Annotated in this window: 11 protein-coding genes, 1 tRNA gene and 1 pseudogene; 5 read left to right on the top strand and 8 right to left on the bottom strand. The window is 40.8% G+C overall.

Annotation, left to right across the window (positions count from 1 at the left end; translation table 11 throughout):
* Window positions 1-7: 7 nt before the first annotated feature.
* From EHQ59_RS06325 to EHQ59_RS06315, 3 genes are all read right to left on the bottom strand, one after another.
* Complete coding sequence (locus tag EHQ59_RS06325; RefSeq protein WP_135618431.1) at window positions 8-3,262, bottom strand: efflux RND transporter permease subunit; 3,255 nt, start codon at window positions 3,260-3,262, stop codon at window positions 8-10.
* Window positions 3,263-3,307: 45 nt separating this feature from the next.
* Entirely contained in the window at window positions 3,308-3,847 is a 540-nt protein-coding gene (def, locus tag EHQ59_RS06320; RefSeq protein WP_135618430.1) for a peptide deformylase, read from the bottom strand.
* A gap of 114 nt (window positions 3,848-3,961) precedes the next feature.
* Window positions 3,962-4,034 (bottom strand) — tRNA-Ala (locus tag EHQ59_RS06315).
* Window positions 4,035-4,109: 75 nt separating this feature from the next.
* Between EHQ59_RS06315 and EHQ59_RS06310 the strand changes: the two genes are divergently transcribed.
* From EHQ59_RS06310 to EHQ59_RS06290, 5 genes are read left to right on the top strand one after another with little or no spacing between them, the layout of a single operon-like run.
* Window positions 4,110-4,421 (top strand): hypothetical protein, encoded by a 312-nt coding sequence (locus EHQ59_RS06310; RefSeq protein WP_135618429.1) that lies wholly within the window; start codon window positions 4,110-4,112, stop codon window positions 4,419-4,421.
* A 4-nt stretch (window positions 4,422-4,425) separates the two neighbouring features.
* The gene (locus tag EHQ59_RS06305; RefSeq protein WP_135618428.1) at window positions 4,426-7,173 is read left to right on the top strand and encodes a SpoIIE family protein phosphatase; all 2,748 of its coding nucleotides are present in this window, start codon (window positions 4,426-4,428) and stop codon (window positions 7,171-7,173) included.
* A complete protein-coding gene (locus EHQ59_RS06300) occupies window positions 7,170-7,511 on the top strand; it encodes an STAS domain-containing protein (RefSeq protein ID WP_135618427.1) in 342 nt (113 codons plus the stop codon). Before EHQ59_RS06305 ends, EHQ59_RS06300 begins: the two co-directional genes overlap by 4 nt.
* Before the next feature lie 47 nt (window positions 7,512-7,558).
* On the top strand, window positions 7,559-9,205 hold the full coding sequence (locus EHQ59_RS06295) for an acyl-CoA carboxylase subunit beta (protein WP_135618426.1): 1,647 nt from the start codon (window positions 7,559-7,561) through the stop codon (window positions 9,203-9,205).
* 5 nt (window positions 9,206-9,210) lie between these two features.
* Window positions 9,211-11,964, top strand: coding sequence for an ATP-binding protein (locus tag EHQ59_RS06290; RefSeq protein WP_135618425.1), 2,754 nt, complete (start codon window positions 9,211-9,213; stop codon window positions 11,962-11,964).
* A 1-nt stretch (window position 11,965) separates the two neighbouring features.
* Here EHQ59_RS06290 and EHQ59_RS06285 read toward each other — a convergent pair whose 3' ends face one another.
* The 5 genes and pseudogenes from EHQ59_RS06285 to EHQ59_RS17985 all read right to left on the bottom strand — a co-directional run.
* Window positions 11,966-13,018 carry a protein-glutamate methylesterase/protein-glutamine glutaminase gene (locus tag EHQ59_RS06285; RefSeq protein ID WP_135618424.1) on the bottom strand — a complete coding sequence of 351 codons (1,053 nt, stop codon included), beginning with the start codon at window positions 13,016-13,018 and terminating at the stop codon, window positions 11,966-11,968.
* A gap of 2 nt (window positions 13,019-13,020) precedes the next feature.
* Window positions 13,021-13,509: a chemotaxis protein CheD gene (locus EHQ59_RS06280; RefSeq protein ID WP_135618423.1), complete on the bottom strand. Its 489-nt coding sequence runs from the start codon at window positions 13,507-13,509 to the stop codon at window positions 13,021-13,023.
* A gap of 1 nt (window position 13,510) precedes the next feature.
* Entirely contained in the window at window positions 13,511-13,990 is a 480-nt protein-coding gene (locus EHQ59_RS06275; RefSeq protein ID WP_135618422.1) for a chemotaxis protein CheW, read from the bottom strand.
* A gap of 12 nt (window positions 13,991-14,002) precedes the next feature.
* Window positions 14,003-15,346 (bottom strand): methyl-accepting chemotaxis protein, encoded by a 1,344-nt coding sequence (locus tag EHQ59_RS17990; RefSeq protein WP_425270126.1) that lies wholly within the window; start codon window positions 15,344-15,346, stop codon window positions 14,003-14,005.
* Between the two features lie 39 nt (window positions 15,347-15,385).
* Window positions 15,386-16,039 (bottom strand): annotated as a pseudogene (locus EHQ59_RS17985) (PAS domain-containing protein); the annotation flags it as partial.
* Between the last annotated feature and the right edge of the window lie 95 nt (window positions 16,040-16,134).

Raw genomic sequence — 16,134 nt, 5'->3', positions numbered from 1 at the left:
ACTCTCTTTAGGTAAATCTTTGTTTTCGATTTTTCAATTTGAGAGCAAACGAATCTCGAAACATATACAAGTTGAGATAAAATACCGGCACCATAATGAGCGTGATAAAAGTGGCAAAGGCGAGTCCCCAACCAAACGCAAGGGCCATGGGAACGAGGAATGGATCTTTTCCTCCGATTCCATAAGCTGTTGGCAGTAAACCTAAAACCGTTGTCACTGTTGTTAACAATACCGCACGCAGGCGAATGCTTCCTGCTTCCACTAACAAATCAAAGGTGGATTTGGAAGGGTCTTCAATCCTGAGTTGGTTTGCACAATCCACGAGCACAATGGAGTCGTTCACGACTACCCCCGCAAGTCCAATGATTCCAAGGAAGGCCAAAAAGGAGAAGGGTTGTCCATGCACTAAAAAGGCAAAAATCACACCGATCACAGCAAACGGAATGGCACTCATCACAATGAGTGGTTGCGCTAACGACCGAAATAGGGAAGCTAGGATCATATAGATGATGAGAAGTCCAACAAGGAAAGCTCGCCCAAGAGAGGCCATCGATTCTTCCGTGTCTTTGTTTTCTCCAGAGAACCGAACCGAATACCCAGGGTATTTGGTTATAATGCCTTCTGTGAGTTGTTTGGCTTCTAAATTGACCTGCCTGGATGTAGAAATTGTTTCATCAATATTGGAAGTGACTGTAAGGAGACGTTTTCCATCCAAGTGATTGATAGACGCTCGTCCTGGATTTCTGTCATAACTTGTCAGTCGTGAAACAGGAATTAGGTTTCCTGTGAGGTTATTCACATACACTTTATTCAAATGGGTGAGGGAAGACCTATATTCTTCGGGGAAACGAACACGCACATCCACTTCTTCATCGGCACGTTTGATTTTTGTGGAAACAGTTCCTTGTAAGGCAGTGTTAATCGCTAGGGAAACGGTTTGAACACTCACTCCAGCAAAAGACGCAAGGGCTTCATCCACTGAAACTCTGATTTCATCTTTTCCTTCGTTAAAATCATCCCCAATATCAGTGACACCTTTGATTTTGGCGAGGGCTTCCTTGTATTCAGCACCAATTTTGAGTAAGGTGGCAAAATCATCCCCTTTGATCTCAATGGCCACTGGTTTTCCAACGGGAGGACCTCCAGCGAGTTTTTCAAACTCTAAATTGACGAGTTTTCCTTTGAGGGGTAAAAACTCACTGGGAATGGGATCGATTTGGATTTTTTCCTCTAGTTTTTGATCCAGTTTTTCTTTGGCTAATTTTTCTTCGAGTAAGGCAAGGGACTTATCATTTAGCAAATATTTAGAATTTTCACGCACAACTTCGATGATTTTTTCTGTCGAACGTTCGCGGTTGTCATCGGGTGTGAGATAAACCATAACTTGTGCATAGTTTTTTCCACGTTTGGTGAATGGGTCGTTCGGGTCTTTTTGAATGATCCCCACTCGTGAGATGAAGTTTTCAACCTCACCTTCCGGTAGTTTGGCGATTGAATGTTCGATGGCTCGAATGAAACGATCTGTTTCTTCTAAATTTAAACCGGTTTCAGCTGTGACACGAATTTGGAAGGTTTCGATGGCTCCAGGAAAGAGTTTGAATTTTCCAAATTTGGCTTGGATGGCAAGGGAAAACACAAAAAGTCCGAGAAGCAGTCCCACCATTTTCCAACGGTTTGAGAGGGCAAAACGTAAGAGGGGGAGATAGGTTTTTTCTTTGAATCGGAGAAACCAGTGTGATTCTTCTTTTACTTCTCCCTTCATATCACCCGCTTTACTCACATCATATAAGTGAGACGGTAACATAAAAAAAGCTTCAAACAAGGAGCTACAAAGGGAAAGGATGACAACAAGTGGAATGGAGTGGATGAATTTTCCAAAAATCCCTGTCATAAACAACATAGGACCAAAAGCAGCGATGGTTGTTGTTACCGTTGCTGTAACAGGTGCTAGAACTTCGCTTGTCCCACGCATTGCTGCTTCAAATGGTTCTTCTCCCATTTCCAAATGGCGGTAAACGTTTTCACAGATGATGATGGCATCATCCACTAAAATTCCCACGACGATGATGAGTCCCATCATGGAAATTAGGTTTAACGTAAGACCCATGTAATTCATGGCTACAAAGGTCATGGCAATGGAGATCGGAATTCCGAGTGCTGTCATGAGAGCCATTCGCCATCCGAGGAATACAAATAGGGAGGCAGTCACAAGGATAAGGCCTGAGATTGCATTGGATGTTAAGACACCCAGACGTCTTCGGATGTATTTCGATAAATCATTTACAAACGCATGTTTGATGGTTCCGTTTGAGGATTTGATAAAACTTTCAACTACTTTTTTAGAATCATCTACAACAGAAATGGCATCAGCCTTTTCTCGTTTGATCACGGTGAGAGCAATCGCAATGTTTCCATTGGATTTATCTAGGTATTCCGAGTCTTCAAACCCTTCTGTGACTCGAGCTACATCTCGGATTCGAACGGAACGACCGGCATCATTTGTACGAATGAACACATTTTCAATTTCTTCTGCTGTATCAAATTCACCGACAGTGCGTACAATGATTTCTCTTGTTTTTTCATTGATGTTTCCACCTGGGAAATTGATATTCCGAAGGCGTAGAGCATTGATCACTTGTGTGGATGAGAGAGACATACTTCGGAGTTTGTCTGGATCTAAGTCCACCTTCATTTCTCTTTCTCGCCATCCACGTTTTGTGATTCTTGCTACAGACGGGAGATCTTTCAGTTTCTCTTCTAAGATTTTCGCTTGGTCTCTCAGTTCTTTTGCACTTAAAACAGGTTTTCCCTCTTTTAAGTTGGAAGAAAGGTGAATTTCAATGACGGGTTGTCTTGCGGTGGTGATCTCCGTCACAATAGGGTCTTCTGCATCCGTTGGTAAGTCTTGGATGCGATCAATAGCTGATTTTAAATCATCTACTACTTTTTGTGTGTTTTTTGTATTGGGATCGATGGTGATGATGATTCCAGATCGATTCTCTAAGGATGCCGAACGAAACTCTTTGATACCATCCACTTCTTTGATGGCGTCTTCTAATGGTTTGGTGACCAGTTTTTCTACATCAGCAGGAGCAGCCCCTGGGTAAATCGTAGTCACACTGACTATATCAAAATTGATATTGGGAAATGCTTCTCGATTCATCGTAGCTGCAGTAAAACCACCAACTAAGATGATAAGAACCGTTAATAGGTTTACGAATAAACTTTTAGAAAGAAAATACTGAACGATGGATGAACCCATGGAATCTCCTGCAAGAACTCACTTGCAAACCAAAACGATCTTAATTTAATCTAACAATTTTCCTGCAGTATCAATGTCTTCATTGAAACCAAATAACTTGGTGCTTTTCAAGCGATCCACGTACAATACACCAAACAAATGGTCACATTCATGTTGTAATACGATGGCTCGGTATCCTTCTATGATTTCGTCGTGTTCCTCGTAGTTTTCATCCCGCCATTTCATACGGATTTTATTCGGTCGTTCTACATACCCACGCATTCCAGGCACAGAAAGACAACCTTCCCAAAACCCATCTCCCGGAGGAGCTAGTGGGGTGATTTCTGGATTGAGGATGATTTGGTTTGGAACTTCTGGGGTTCCAGGATAACGTTCGTTGTCATCTTCTTGGCCGACGACCACCAATTTTTTCAAAACACCAATTTGTGGGGCGGCAAGACCCACACCATCCGCATGGCGCATGGTTTCAAACATATCTCGAATCAATTTTTTGAAATCTTTTGTTTGGATTTCGGATTCTGTGACATCTTCGCTCGTTTGACGAAGGAGAGGATTCCCAATTTTTAATATTTTACGTACAGCCATAATCTAATATGGAATAGATTGAAAAAGGTCACTGAATGATCAAGTGAACTCCTAACCAAATGAAAAAGAATTTGACAGGGAAGGGTTCAAACGCTGAAATCTCGGGAGGGATTTTGGAGACGAGGGGAATCGAACCCCCGACCTTTTGAATGCCATTCAAACGCTCTCCCAACTGAGCTACGTCCCCTTGTGCTAATCCAAGGTGAGAGACTGCGTTTGTCTGTCAACAGAATCCCAAAATGGCTAAGGAACCAGAGATTTTATGGGACAAGATACGGTAGAAGAACTCACTAAAAAATTGAAAATCCAATCGGATATCATCAAAGGGTATGAAAAAGTTCTTAGACTCAATGAACAAGAATTAGCTAATGCAGATGAAATCATTCGTATGTATGAACAAATCATCGATTACTCACGAGTAGAACTTAGGCAAGCAAAAGAAACTGTGGAAGCAAGTACAATGGTTTCCAATTTAAGTCGTGACGAACTCATGTCAGCCTTTGATAAAATCAAATCCCTTGAAGATGCCAATCGTAAACTGAGAGAAGAATCTTTAAAGTTTAGCAAAGATTAAACCATTGAAACCAAATTCCCTTCCGCCAATTATCTTAAAAAACAAAGATGGCGGATTCTATCTTTCCTCCTCATCAGAACTCGATGATGTATACCATTTCATATTAGGACAAGCCAAACGTTTTGTTTCCGCAAAAGCAGCGGCCATCTACGTACGAAATGAACGGGGAAATTTAAGTCAGATTGGTCTTATGCAAGATAAAGCCAATGCGGCTTTGATTGCAAAACATGTTTTCAAATCCAAAAAAAGTATCTTAGTCAAAAAAGGAACTCACATCAATCCAAATGATGCTCCCGTTTCGGAGTCGTATATCGCGTGTTATTTGGGAGATGAGCTGGGAGACATGTCGCTTGGTGTTTTGGTTTTAGAAGGCATCAAACATTTTCAGAATTTTTCCGAACAAGATTTAGATCTCATTAATTATTTTAGTGCCAATTTAAATGCGCTGTTTAAGGACACTGTTTTTTCGGAAGAAGAACCACAGTTTTTTAATTCCTTAGCCACTTCCGTTTTACTTCTCATCGACAATGCGAACATCCACAATAATAATAACCGGCTGCAATACTTTTTAGAAGAAATCATTCGTGTCGCTGTTCTCATCAATACTAGTGTTGATTTGGAACATGTACTTGTGATGGTGATGGAATCTGCCAAATCAGTGTTTCGTACAGAAGCTAGTTCCTTACTTTTATTAGATGAAAAGAAAGAGTTTTTGTTATTTCATACGGTTACAGGTGAAAAACGAGAAGAGGTTTCCAAAATCAAAGTTCCTGTGGGACAGGGAATTGCGGGAACTGTGGCTGTGACGAAACAACCCATGATCATCAATGATGCACAAAATGATGATCGGGTATTTCGTGATGTAGACAAGGCTTCTAATTTTGTAACTCGCAATATTTTGGCAAGTCCTCTGATTGTGGGAGACGAGGTCATTGGTGTCATTGAGGCAATCAATACCATTGATCGGAATAATTTTAGCCAAGATGATATCGATACGTTTTTATCCTTTTCGAGTGCTTGTGCAGTTGCCATTCAAAAAACAAGACTTTTAGAAAACCTAAACATCACAAACCTCGAACTCAAACAAAAATTAAGTACACTCGAATCCATTTTTGATTTAGGCCAGGCTGTTCTTGAATCCCATGACGAATTGGGACTCATGTCCAAAACATTGAGTATTCTCACCAAAGAGTTGTCATGCGAAGATGCGGGAATGGTCATTATCGAGGAAAAAAATAAAAACAGAATCCAGGTTTATGCTAGGCAACTTGGGATTGTTCGTGAATCCTTTTTTCCCATGTTTGAAAGTCGTTTGTTTTTAAGCCTAATGGAATCTGGAAATCCTAGGATGGCAGTGGTTACCCCACAACTAGAGGAATCCTTTTTGGAACTCGAGTTTTACACTCTGAAGAAAAACTTTCTCATTTTACCGATCGCTCCTAGAGGTGGCAATTTACGTGCGGCCTTGTATGTGAGTGGAAAACATTCCGCTCATTCGTTTAATGAAACGGATCTGCGTATGTTAAAAACATTGTCTTCTCCTTTAGCAAAAGCATACGAGAACTTACGCCTCAACCAAGAAATCATCACAAAAAAATCGATCGAAAAAGAAATCGAAATCACACGTAAGATCCAAAACAATATTTTACCCAATGCCCTCATCCAATCTCCACTCTTTGATTTAGGAGTCATGTCTGTCGCCGCCAAAGAAGTATCAGGTGATTTTTATGATTTCCATGCCTTTGGAGATGAACAGTTTTCCTTTCTTGTGGCGGATGTGTCTGGGAAAAGTTTACCTGCTGCTATTTTTATGGCCATGTCAAGTTCCATCATCCGGACTCTCTCTCGTACAACCGATCTTTCTCCTTCTGAACTCCTCTTTCGTGCCAACCAATTGATTTATGAAGATTCCCAATCCGGGATGTTTGTGACCTTGTTCCTTGTGAATTACCAAAGGAAAACACGTACCTTAAAGTTTGCATCGGCTGGCCACAATGACCAAATTTGGATCAAAAAGGATGGGAGTTTTGAACTCCTAAAGGGAAAAGGGGCGCCACTTGGTGTGGTTCCTCATACAAACTACCAGGGGGGAGAAATCCAACTGGAACCTGGCGATATTTTAGTTTTTTATACAGATGGAGCCATTGAGGAAAAAAGTCCCGATGGAGAAGAATACGGACTCGAGCGATTCATTGACTTTATCATCCAAAGGCGGGATGAATCGTCTCAAAAAATCGTGGAATCCGTGTATGACGACATTCGGGACTTTTCTCGGTCGGAAGAACAATATGATGATTTTACTGTGATGATCTTAAAATTTGCAGAGGTGACGAGTTTTGAAATGGTAAAGTCTTTTGATGCACATCCAAATGAAATTCCCAAACTCCGTGATTTTATTTCCGAACATTTGGAATCAAAAATCACAAAACCTTTTGCCTTTGATGACATCTTAATATCTTTGGATGAAGCAGCCACTAATATTGTGATGCATAGTTACAAAGATACAGAACTTCAAAATCCAAAGTTTGAATGTAAATTTGAACTGATGGGCGATAAGTTAAAAATTATTCTCGTAGATGAAGGCAAACCCTTCGACAGAAAAAAAGTTCCGAAACCTTCCGTAGAAGCCAATTTGAAAGGCGAACGAAAGGGAGGATTTGGCGTTTATCTCATGGAAACCCTTATGGACAAAGTTTCATATGAGTACAATGGGAAACAAAACATAACCTATTTGGAGAAAATAATCGTATGAACGAAGATAAAATTGGAATCCGATCAGAAGAATTGGGAAATAAGTTGGTTGTACATGTCCAAGGCAATTTGGATGTTCACAACACACATAAAATTGAAAAAGATTTACTAAATCTCGTCAGTTCTTCTGGCAAATCTGTGATTTTTAATTTGAGTGAAGTACCTTTTATTTCTTCCGCAGGACTCCGCCTTCTTGTCACGACACTCAGGCATTGCCAAGAGCAGAAAATCAGCATTTCTATCTGTGGATTACAACCAGCTGTCGAGAAAGTTTTCGATATTATCGGAATGCAGCAGTTATTCACAATTTATCCTGATTTAGATGCAGCTTTAAAGTAAAAATCACTTTTCTAAGTGATCCTAAACAAAACATTGGAAAAAAACTTATGGAAACCATGCAGTATTCCCTAAACAACCCGTTCAAAGAATCCAAGGCTCCGGAAACCAAAACCGGAATTTATGATGATGCTCTCAAACTCGGTAAAGAATTAATCGAAAAACCGTTTCTTGGTGGTGGTGAAGACAGAATTCGTGTCCAACATTCCAAAAACAGGATGACGGTCTGGGAAAGGATCAAAGTTCTCACAGACGAAGAACCAAACATCACGTACCAAAACTGGGGTCCCAATTTAGATGGTGCCTCCATCGTAACAGGAATTTTAAATATCAAGGGTCGCGACGTAGCGGTCTACGGGCATGATTTTACATTACGTGCTGGCTCCATGGATGCGACAAACGGTAGTAAACTAGCTCGCCTCATCCAAATGGCTGGAACTCATGGAATCCCACTTATCGGGATGAACGACTCTGCAGGTGCTTATGTGCCAGCGGGTGTCGGTGGACTTGACGGATACTCCGAAGCATTCACAGCACTTCGTAAAATCAGTGGTGTGGTTCCTTCTGTCATGCTCATGTTTGGGTTTAACGCTGGTGGTGGTGCTTACCTTCCACGCCAAGGATCGTTTATGATCCAATGTGACGGAACCTTCTTTGGTCTCACTGGACCTGGTGTGGTAAAGTCAGTTCTCGGGGAAGATATCTCGGCAGAAGACTTAGGGGGCCCAAAGGTTCACGGTCAATCTGGGGTGGTAGACCTTGTGACTGGTGATGAGTTGGGATCTCTACGCACAGCCATCCGTCTTCTCTCTTATTTGCCAGACAATAACCATAGTTTTGCGCCTTTTTATCCAACGTCTGACCCTGTGGACAGATTCATCTACGAAGAAGATATCCTTTTCCGTAAAACATTCAATTCCCCTACAGGGATGAACACTCCTTTTGACATCACCCTATACTTACAACAGATCTGTGACCATGGGGAGTTCTTTGAATTACAACCACAAAGAGCAAGAAACATCGTCACTGCTTTTGGTCGCATTGGTGGTCATGTAGTTGGTTTTCTTGCCAATAACTCCGCTGTTTCTTCTGGGCAGATTGACATTGGAGCGTCTCGTAAAGGAACTCGTTTTGTTCGTTTCTGTAACTTGTACAATATCCCAATGGTGTTTGTAGAAGACACAACTGGATTTTTACCAGGCCGTGACCAAGAACATAATGGGATTGTTCTCGAAGGAAGAAAACTCCTCGATTCTATCATTGATTTACGAACTCCAAGACTCACACTCATCATTCGTAATGCGTTTGGTGGTGCTTATGCAACATTTAACTCGTATTTTACGGGAGCATCGATGGTGTTTGCTCTTCCTACTGCAAGGATTGCCGTTATGGGTCCTGCTGGAAAAGAGTATGTATACAAAGATGAAATCACTGGGGTTCAAAAAGAATTCCTTGCCAATGTCAAAAAAGGAATGAGTGAAAAAGAAGCGATTTCCATTCGCGATGGAAAACTTTTTGAAATTGGCCAACGATACGAAAAAGAACTCATGAATCCAAAAGAAGCTCTTTCTCTAGGTTCTGTTTCTTCCATCATCCTACCAGGTTACACTCGTAATGTTTTATCCAAAAACTTAAGTTTCCTGATGTCGAAATACAAACCGGCGGAAATGTCCGGACCTCAAAGGGAGTTTGAATAATTTCCATGTTAGATAAGAATTTAAAACGCATTCAGTTCCAAGAATCAGAATCCGCATGGATTCGTTCCTTCAGTGTGGAATCAATCAAATGCCTCATCGTTTGCCGTGGTCCTGTTCGTAAGGAAACCATGGATGTCTTTGATGCCATTGGTGTGAAAGAGTATGGAATTTTACTTTCTGAAAAAGATTCCATCGTGTATCCAAAAGCACTTGCTCCTGAACTTCGTAACTTCCGTTTCCCAGAAAACATCCACCGAGTTCCTGATTATATGGGAGCTGGTAAGGAAGAAAAAGAGGAGCGTATCCAACAAATCATTGGAATCGCAAAAGACAATGGATACACACATATCTTTGCTGGTTACGGATTTATGGCAGAAGATGCCGAGTTCATTGAAGCCATTGAAAAAGCAGGAATCATCTTTATGGGACCAAGTTCCCATGTGGCAAAAGGTGCTGGGGCAAAAGACGAAGCAAAAAAACTCGCACGTAGCCTCAATGTATCGGTAACCCCAGGTGTGGATAACATCACAGCACTTGCTTTACTTCGTAAAACGGGAAATTCCAAAGATGGTCTCCTGAAAGTTGCCAAAGAAAACAATCTAAACTTTTCTTTCAACGATTCCAAATCATTGGAAGACAACGCAGAAATTTTACTCCAACTTTCGTACGAAAAAACCATTGATATCACATCCATTCCTGACCTACAAAAAGAGTCAGAAATTCTCTGTGAAGACATTTGGAAAAAGTATCCTGGCAAACGAATCCGATTCAAATACATCGGTGGTGGTGGTGGAAAAGGCCAACGTGTGATCTCTTCCAAAGGAGAAATCGAATCTGCGGTCATGGAAATTTTGGCAGAGTCCAAAGTGACTGCCGTTGGATCCAATCGAAACTTCCTCATTGAGTTAAACATTGAAAACACTCGTCACAATGAAATCCAGCTCATCGGGAACGGAGAATGGTCCTTGTCTCTTGGGGGACGGGATTGTTCCCTTCAGATGCACGAACAAAAACTCTTAGAGATTTCCCAAACCGTGGAACTCTTACAAAAAGAAGCAGACCTTGTTCGTTCTTCCAATCCAAAAAAAGCAGCTATCCTCGACAAAGATGTACAAACACTCAAAGATATGGAACACCAAGCAGAAGTGTTTGGAAAGGCAATTCGCCTCAATTCCGTTTCTACCTTTGAATGTATCGTAGAAGGAAATAGTTTTTTCTTTATGGAAGTGAACACTCGGATCCAGGTAGAACACCGAGTCACCGAGATGGTTTACAAGATGAAGTTTACCAATCCTAACGATCCAAATGACTTCTTCTACATTGATTCCCTCGTGGAAGCGATGGCAGTGTTATCCATCCACGGACCACGAGTTCCAAAACCAGAACGAATTGTACGCAATGTATCTGGAGCAGAAGTTCGGATCAATGCGACAAACCGTGCTCTCCAACCTCACGCTGGTGGGATCATCCAAAACTGGTCAAACCCACTTCCAGAAGAGATCCGGGATGACCAAGGGATTTGTACGCGTAACCCTGATACAGGTGCCTTTGTTCATTACAACTTGGCTGGAGCATACGACTCCAACGTAGCTCTCATTGTATCCTATGGAGAAAGCCGAACAGAAAACTTAGAAATTTTAGGAAACATCCTTCGCAAAACAGAGCTTAGGGGCCAAAATCTAGAAACCAACTTACTCGTTCACTATGGACTCATCCAGTGGATTTTAGGTAAGGATGCGATGTTCAAACCATCGACTGCGTTTATGATCTCCTACTTAGCAGGGATTGGTGCGTTACAAGCAGTCATTAATGATTTGGATTTAGAATACCTTTGGTCAGAAAAAACAAAAGCCGCTGATGCCGACCTGAAAAAAATCCTCAGTAAAAAAATGACTCTTGTGATCCGTCCTATGGAACGTCTCCTTGCCAATCCACACTTACTTGGTGGATTTCTCGGGTATTTTGATGGGAAACTTTGGACTCGCAGTGGAAACAATGTTAGTTTCAACGAAAACCCAATTCAGTTTTTGGATTCTTTGTATTACTACTTAAACTTGGATACCACGGAACAAAAAGCAAGTTCCGAAAAAATTTGGGACCACGACGAGAAGTTACTTATTGAAGCAAAAGAGTTTTATGCGGAACTTTCCAAACGCACTGGACTGAAAACTTGGAAAGAAATTTCTGAAGCAGTAGCGAAAGGAAAAAATCCTTCTAAGGAAATCTCTGAGGAACTTTGGGAAAAAGTAAAAGCAAGTCATAACGGATTCCAAGCAGGACTTGAGACATTGTTATTACTTCCGAAAATTGGTATCAAATCGAATTTCTTTGGTCTCGATGTGAATGCAGATTTGGACGGAGTGGTTCCTGACGAATTTAAAAACAAAGACACAAGAGATGCGTTTATCAAAACTCTGAACCCTCCACCGAAGATGTCAGGGGATGAAATTGTGGCACCAATGGGTGGTATGTTCTACTCCAAAGAAGCTCCCAACCTTCCTCCTCTCATCAACGAAGGAGACCACTTCCAAGCGGGGCAACCTCTCTTTATCATTGAAGTAATGAAGATGTTTAACAAAATCCTGGCACCAGTGAGTGGAACCGTAGTCAAAAATTTGATGGCGGATTCTGATGGAAAGATTGTGACAAAAGCACAACCCATCTTCAAAATCAAACCAGACGAAATTTTGAAGGAAGAATCTCCAGAAGACATTCGCGCTAGAAAAATAAAAGTGACAAAGGAATTGGGGCTCGGTTGATTTAACCGTAGCCTACAATGGTTTTGTAAATTTCACCTAAAGGGAGGATGTGATCCACACATCCTCTTTTGATTGCCTCTTTTGGCATTCCAAAGACAACAGACGATTCCTCATTTTGAGCAATGGTTTCCGCACCGGCTTCTTTCATTTCCACAAGTCCAGCCGCTCCATCATCTCCCATACCTGTCATGATGATGCCACGGGAGTTTTTCCCAGCAGACTTTGCCACCGAACGAAATAAAACATCCACAGATGGTTTGTGGCGGTTGACAAGAGGTCCATCTACCACTTCTACAAAATACTGAGCACCAGATCGTTTGACGGTCATATGTTTGTTCCCAGGGGCAATGAGGGCAAGTCCTCGCACCACACGATCTCCGTGTTTTGCTTCTTTTACTGCGATTTCGCAGATGGAATCTAGGCGTTTGGCGAAGGCTTCGGTGAATTTTTCTGGCATATGTTGGACAATGACAATCCCTGGAGTTTTGTCCTTGGGGAGTTTGGTTAACACCTGTTCCAAGGCAATGGTGCCACCAGTGGAAGTTCCAATGGCAACAATCTTTTCCGTTGCTTGTAAAGAGGATAGGTCTTGTTTTTTTTCTAACTGAACTTTGAATTCTTTTGTCTTACTAGGATTCGGTAATTGTTTGATCGTAGCTTGAGCTGCAGCCATTACCGCATCTGTTAAGGCGATTGTACTTTCGTTTAAAAAATCTTTGAGTCCAATTTTTGGTTTGGTGATGATATCACAGGCACCGAGATTCATGGCAAGAATTGCCGTTTCTGATCCTTCCTCTGTTAGGGTGGAACAAATGACAACTGGTGTTGGTCTTTCTGACATGATTTTTTTTAAAAAAGTCAATCCATCCATTCTTGGCATTTCAATGTCTAGGACGATGACATCAGGCCAATCATTATTCATTTTGTCCATAGCAAAGATGGGATCAGAAGCACTTCCTAAAAAATGGAATTGAGAATCTTGTTTGAAAGTTTCGGTTAACACTTGTCTAACGACTGCAGAATCATCGATCACAAAAACTTTGATTTTCTTCATCATTATTTTTTTTCCACCCAAACTTCACCATCCCAAATGGAAAAATAAATTTTCCGAGATTGGTTCCCGCCTAAATCTTCTGAGATAATTTTGATTTGGTGTTCCGATAAAATGTTTTTAGCAAATTCTGCATTTCTTGTTCCAATGAGACTTGTCGCATCATTTCTTAATATTTCTCGTTCTTCATTCAAAAACATGTTCGATCCACCGAAAATTTTAGCTAAATAATCAGATGGTTTGGTGTGTGATTTTTTAATTTCATCTAAGAAAAACTGAAATGCATCGGTTCCATACTTAAAGGTTTTTTCGAATTTGATATCAGTGGGATAGGGGAGTAAAAAATGACACATCCCTCCAAAATAGTATTTTGGATGCCATAAAACAATGGAGACACAAGAACCTAGAAGTGTACGGACTCTATTATGGCGATCTCCAAAAAAGATTTCACCGGGTTTTAAATAAGAGTCTATCACTTCAATTGGTGGTTCCATATCACTCGCTAGACTGAGCAGAAGTTTCTTGAATGGTTTGAATCTCTGATAAATCCAAGATTTGATTGATTTTTAAAATAATCACAAATTGATTTTCTAATTTGCCAATGCCTTGGATAAAATCCAACCGAATTTTGGAACCAAAACTTGGGGCTTCTTCAATTTGGTTTTCTGGAATGTCGACTACTTCATTGACTGCATCAACAAGTAGTCCAACGTCCAAATTTTCTTTTTCCAGTTTGATTTCGGTTATGATGATACAGGTTTTACGATTTGTTTCCGTTTTCTTTTTGTAAAACCTAGTATTTAAATCAATCACGGGCACAACATTTCCACGTAAATTGATGACCCCTGGAATGTAGTCTGGCATCATCGGAACATGAGTGACGGATTCATACTCAATGATTTCTTTGATGTATAAAATCCCAAGTCCAAATAATTCATTGGAGAGTAGGAACGTGAGGTATTGGATCTCTTGCATGTCTAACTCCCTTTAGTATTTTTGGAACTTTCCATGCTCATCCGACTCCTCTCCTTTTTTTGCCAATGTTTCTTTTTTCGTAGTAGGCATTTTGGGAGAAGGGTGTTTTAAGGACTTTACATCACTGGGTTGTGTGACAGCGGATAATTTTCCAAGTTTGAAAAAACTAATCGAAGACAACAAACGTTCTGCTTGTGCTTGAAGTTCTTCTGCAATGGCAGCCAGTTCCTCTGAGGCACTCGCTGATTGTTGGGAAACTTGGTCAAGTTGGCCCATGGCTTTATTCACTTCATTCACGCCAGAGGATTGTTCTTGGCTTGCTGCCGTAATTTCTTGGACAAGGTCAGCTGTTTTATTGATAGCTGGAACAATTTCCTCGATTAGTTTTCCTGCAGATTCTGCAATTTGAACGGAACTTCCAGCAAGGGTTCCAATTTCATTGGCAGATTTTTGTGACCTTTCTGCTAGTTTTCGAACTTCAGATGCGACTACGGCAAATCCTTTTCCATGTTCTCCTGCTCTTGCTGCTTCTATCGCAGCGTTTAATGCAAGTAAGTTGGTTTGGTAAGCAATGTCTTCGATGATCGAAATTTTATCAGCGATTTCTTTCATGGCAGATACTGTGTTTTTGACAGCCTCTCCACCTTGTTTTGCATCTTTGGCGGACTTTGTTGCGATGGTATCTGTTTGTTTTGCATTTTCTGCATTTTGGTCAATCGAGGCACCCATCTCTTCCAAAGAGGCCGAAGTTTCCTCAACGGAAGCTGCTTGTTCACTGGCACCTTGGGAGAGGGTACTCGCTGTTGAGGCAACTTCATCAGCCGCATTCACAAGGGCATCCGTGTTGGTTCTTACTTCGTTGATGATTTCCACTAATTTTTTAGAAGTATTGTTGAAGGAGTCTCTGAGTCTTGCAAATCCACCATCGTAATGATTTGTGATGAGTTGTGTTAGATCTCCTTTTTCTAAAGCTGCAAGGCCTACTACCAAATCTTCTACAATACGAGTTGTTTCGATTGCCAATTTTTTTTGGTCAGTGATATCGGATGCAAATTTGATTACCTTGTATGGTTTACCATTTAGATCCAAAATTGGATTGTAAGTTGCCTGTAACCAAACTTCTTTTCCACCTTTTCCAATCCGTTTGTATTCTGCGGTTTGAAATTCTCCACGACCGAGTGAAATCCAAAATTGTTTGTATTCTTCCGAATTCACGTAATTTGACTCCACAAACATCCGGTGATGTTTCCCTTCCACTTCTGAAAGGGTATAACCCATTGTATTCAAAAAGATATCATTGGCAGTTAGGATCGTTCCATCCAATTGAAATTCGATTGTCGCCTGTGCTTTGTTAATGGCTTCAATTTGGCCAACAAATTCTCGAATTTGTTTTTTGTTCTCTGTGATGTCTGTTGCAAATTTGATTACCTTCATCGGCACTCCATTAGCATCGAGAATTGGGGTGTAGGTCGCCTGTAACCAAACTTCTTTTCCATTTTTTCCAATCCGTTTGTATTCTGCCGTTTGGAATTCTCCTCGGTTGAGGCTGGCCCAGAATTGGCGATAGGCGTCTGTATTTACTTCCTTGGTTTCCACAAACATACGATGGTGTTGGCCTTTGATTTCTGTTAATTGATATCCCATCAATGTCAAAAAGTTTTCGTTTGCAGTGAGGATGGTTCCATCCATTTTAAATTCAATCATCGCTTGAGACCGATCAACGGCTCTTGATTGTGCATTCGATTCGGTGACGTCTGCCCATTCTACTACGCTTCCCAATCTTTCGCCTTTATCAGTCAAAATGGGGTTGGCAATTAAATTGAATTCGCGATTGCCAATCGTAATATTTGTTTTGTGTTCTGATGTAAAGGTTCCCAGGAGTTTTCTTTGGTGGCTTGGATCTTTGTGGTAGGAATCAATATTACTACCCATTAGATTTTTTAAGGAAAAATTTCGAATTTGTTTTTGGATGTCAGCTTCCGAATTGGAAAACATTTTTTGAATGGATTTATTCATATAAACGACATCTAAATTTACATCGGATATCATTACGTTTGTGGAAACAGAATCCAGAGCTGTTCGAATTTTGATCGCTTCTTGTAAAGGTTTACTAACTTGTTTGATTAATAAAATTAATAATCCAA

The sequence above is a fragment of the Leptospira kemamanensis genome (genome assembly GCF_004769665.1).
GTDB lineage: Bacteria > Spirochaetota > Leptospiria > Leptospirales > Leptospiraceae > Leptospira_A > Leptospira_A kemamanensis.
This window is presented reverse-complemented; position numbering and strand designations above follow the sequence as displayed.

Bases quoted from the DNA above. Each gene is read 5' to 3' on its own strand.
- EHQ59_RS06325 (WP_135618431.1), bottom strand. From the start codon at position 3,262: ATGGGTTCATCCATCGTTCAGTATTTTCTTTCTAAAAGTTTATTCGTA.
- def (WP_135618430.1), bottom strand. From the start codon at position 3,847: ATGGCTGTACGTAAAATATTAAAAATTGGGAATCCTCTCCTTCGTCAA.
- EHQ59_RS06310 (WP_135618429.1), top strand. From the start codon at position 4,110: ATGGGACAAGATACGGTAGAAGAACTCACTAAAAAATTGAAAATCCAA.
- EHQ59_RS06300 (WP_135618427.1), top strand. From the start codon at position 7,170: ATGAACGAAGATAAAATTGGAATCCGATCAGAAGAATTGGGAAATAAG.
- EHQ59_RS06295 (WP_135618426.1), top strand. From the start codon at position 7,559: ATGGAAACCATGCAGTATTCCCTAAACAACCCGTTCAAAGAATCCAAG.
- EHQ59_RS06290 (WP_135618425.1), top strand. From the start codon at position 9,211: ATGTTAGATAAGAATTTAAAACGCATTCAGTTCCAAGAATCAGAATCC.
- EHQ59_RS06285 (WP_135618424.1), bottom strand. From the start codon at position 13,018: ATGAAGAAAATCAAAGTTTTTGTGATCGATGATTCTGCAGTCGTTAGA.
- EHQ59_RS06280 (WP_135618423.1), bottom strand. From the start codon at position 13,509: ATGGAACCACCAATTGAAGTGATAGACTCTTATTTAAAACCCGGTGAA.
- EHQ59_RS06275 (WP_135618422.1), bottom strand. From the start codon at position 13,990: ATGCAAGAGATCCAATACCTCACGTTCCTACTCTCCAATGAATTATTT.